The sequence below is a fragment of the uncultured Cardiobacterium sp. genome, from assembly GCF_938028185.1.
Taxonomy (GTDB): Bacteria; Pseudomonadota; Gammaproteobacteria; order Cardiobacteriales; family Cardiobacteriaceae; genus Cardiobacterium.
Genome location: NZ_CALJAH010000192.1, coordinates 1 through 2,617 on the forward strand (window position 1 = coordinate 1; position 2,617 = coordinate 2,617).

Annotated in this window: 3 protein-coding genes and 1 pseudogene; all 4 read left to right on the plus strand. The window is 59.8% G+C overall.

Going from position 1 to position 2,617, the window contains the following annotated elements; all coding sequences use genetic code 11:
* Nucleotides 1–130: 130 nt before the first annotated feature.
* Nucleotides 131–346, plus strand: a complete 216-nt coding sequence (locus Q0349_RS05615) for a hypothetical protein (RefSeq protein ID WP_298079899.1) — start codon at nt 131–133, stop codon at nt 344–346.
* 96 nt (nt 347–442) lie between these two features.
* Nucleotides 443–1,060, plus strand: a complete 618-nt coding sequence (locus Q0349_RS05620; RefSeq protein ID WP_298079900.1) for a DUF3275 family protein — start codon at nt 443–445, stop codon at nt 1,058–1,060.
* Complete coding sequence (locus Q0349_RS05625) at nt 1,053–2,129, plus strand: DUF6094 domain-containing protein (RefSeq protein WP_298079901.1); 1,077 nt, start codon at nt 1,053–1,055, stop codon at nt 2,127–2,129. The genes Q0349_RS05620 and Q0349_RS05625 overlap by 8 nt, the downstream gene beginning before the upstream one ends.
* A gap of 82 nt (nt 2,130–2,211) precedes the next feature.
* A pseudogene (locus Q0349_RS05630) lies at nt 2,212–2,617 on the plus strand (hypothetical protein); the annotation flags it as partial.

The window sequence follows — 2,617 nt, forward strand, 5'->3', positions numbered from 1 at the left end:
GGCGGTGGAGCGGGCTTTTATTGAGTATATTATTTAGGGTGGATGGCTATATATGCACCGTTTTTACCCGCAGGGGAATCATCCCTGCCGGGCTGTTCTCCTGCTTTTTCTTTCTGCAACAGGAGAATCCATGTCCAAAACCGTTATCCATGTCCTGGGCGACCCTGGCACCTCGCTGCTGGAGCAGTATGCCCATATCCTCCCATCGCGTGAGCGCAAACTCACGATTACGCTAAACCCGAAGGAGATGGCGGCCGTGCTGTTCGCCTATGACTACATCAACTTCCCCGATGAATTGGGGCTGAATGCAGTCATGGCGGAACTCAAAGATGCCATCCGTTCATAAATCAACCCGCTGACCACCCACGGCCAGCATCCCACCCGCACGGGGAATCTTCCCGGCGGGAGGTTCTCCGTTTTCTTTTGCAACCGGAGAACCCTCATGAATCCCCAACCTTCCCCCCACGCCCCGCCAGATGCCGCTGCTGATTTCGTCAGTGTCAGCGGCCGCCTCAACGTCACCTATCGCAACGGCCGTTACGGCCCGTTCCCGGTCGGCACGCTGCATTGCGCCCTCGGTACCTTCACCGTGCGCGACCAGCGCGACAACGCCTGGCTGGAAACCCTTGCCAGCGGCGATTACAACGGACTTTTCGCGCTTTCTGCCATTACCCTCTATACCTACCAGGCCTACGGCGAGTTGCGCGTCTGCCTGCGCGCGATGGTCGAACAGTTCGAGCTGGACGGCTATGGCGAGGAAAGCGGCGACACCGAACCGGAATCCGTCCCCGATCCGCTGGAGGAAGAAGGCGTTGCGCCAACCTTCAGCCGCGACGAGACGCCGGATGATGAGCCGTTTGACGAACAGGTGCAATTCCTGCGTTCCTTCCTCGCCGACGGCGACGACTGGCAATACGGCGATGTTTATCATCCCGACACCACCATTGGCCGGGAGAACCTCATCCGCTGCCGCCAGATACTGGTCGCCTTTGGCTATCAATACGATATGCGCTCGCAGAGTTTCTACCTGCCACAGCAGGAGGCGTATGCGCATGGCTGACCTGATGCACCCCCGCGTCGCCAACAACTATGCGGCGATGGGTTATTACCCCACCGACGATGCCACCCTGCGTGGCATCGGTCTGCTCGTCGCCCCTTCGACCGAGGCGGTGAAATGTCTTGACCCCTGCTGCGGCTGCGGCAGTGCGCTGGCGCAATTCGCCAGCCACGAGCGTTACCCTTTCGGACAACGCTACGGCATTGATCTGGACGGGGGGCGTGTCGCACAAGCTACGCCGCGTCTGCACAAGCTGCTGCACGCCAACGCCCTGGAAGCACACGTCACCCCGCAGTCGGTCGATTGCCTTTTTCTCAATCCGCCCTATGGCTGGAATCTCGGTGACAAGGAAGCCGGCGGCAAGCGGGTGCGGCTGGAACACCAGTTCCTGCAACACTTCTTCCCCGCCCTGCGCGGCGACGGCCTGCTCATCTACATCGTCCCCAAGGCGAGTTTCAATGATGCCTGCCAGAAATGGCTGCTCGCCCGCTTCGATGACATCGGCGTCTGGCTGGCGGCAACCGATCGTTTCGACCAAATTGTCATCATCGCACGCAAGCGCAAGGCGGCGAGTGCGCAACTGGACCAGGCACAACTGGAGCAGTTTGCTGCCTGGCAGACGGGCAAGGAATCCTGGCCCACGCTGCCGGAGACAGCGGCATACCGCTATTACCCCGCCGCCAACGGCAAAACGCTGCTGATGCAGAGCAAGCTGCTCGACGCCCAGGGCATGGCCGCACTCACGCGTGAATGTTTCGGCCTGTGGCATGACTTCACCGCGAATTTCTGCCGCAGCGACAACCATGCCGCCATCCGCCCGCTGCATGACCTCACCGAGTGGCACACCTGCCTGCTCATCAGCGCCGGCGTAGTCAGCGGTCTGGTCGATAACGGCCAGCGCTGTCTGCTCATCAAGGGCAGAACGACGAAAGCCAAGGTCATCAAAGTTCGCGAAAACGAGGACGGCAACGTGCTCAGCGAAGAACACCGCGACCGCTTCACCACCGTCATCAAGGCGATCGACATGACGCCGGACTCACCCCACTACGGCAGCATCATCCAGATCAAATAACGGATTTTGCCGCCCTTTCCCCGCAGGGAGTACCCCTGCGGGGTTACTCCCGTCATTTCAGAACCCAATGTCAGGAGTAACCATGACGATTACCTTCAACCGTCCAGCCCCGATTGAGCTGGAAAACTTCGACGGCATCTACTGCGATGCCTTCGCCTGCCACCAGCAACTGGTTTTCGTCTCGCTCTGGGGCTATGCCAGCCGGATGATGGCGCTCTACGGTGCCATTACCAGCGGCACACAGCACGCGCTGCAAATCGCCGGTGAACACTATGGCGTCAACAAAAGCCTCGACAAAATGCAGTGCCGCCTGCCGAAAGACAGCCGCTACGGCAACGAGATGGTACACGCCATGCTCCATGCCGACATCGTCAGCGACAGCATCGGCCAACAGCGCGTACTGCTCGGCGACACCTGCGACAACCGCCTCTGGCTTGGTGGTGTCCTAAAATGTATGCTGATAAACGGCGGGCAAACAAAAAGCAACG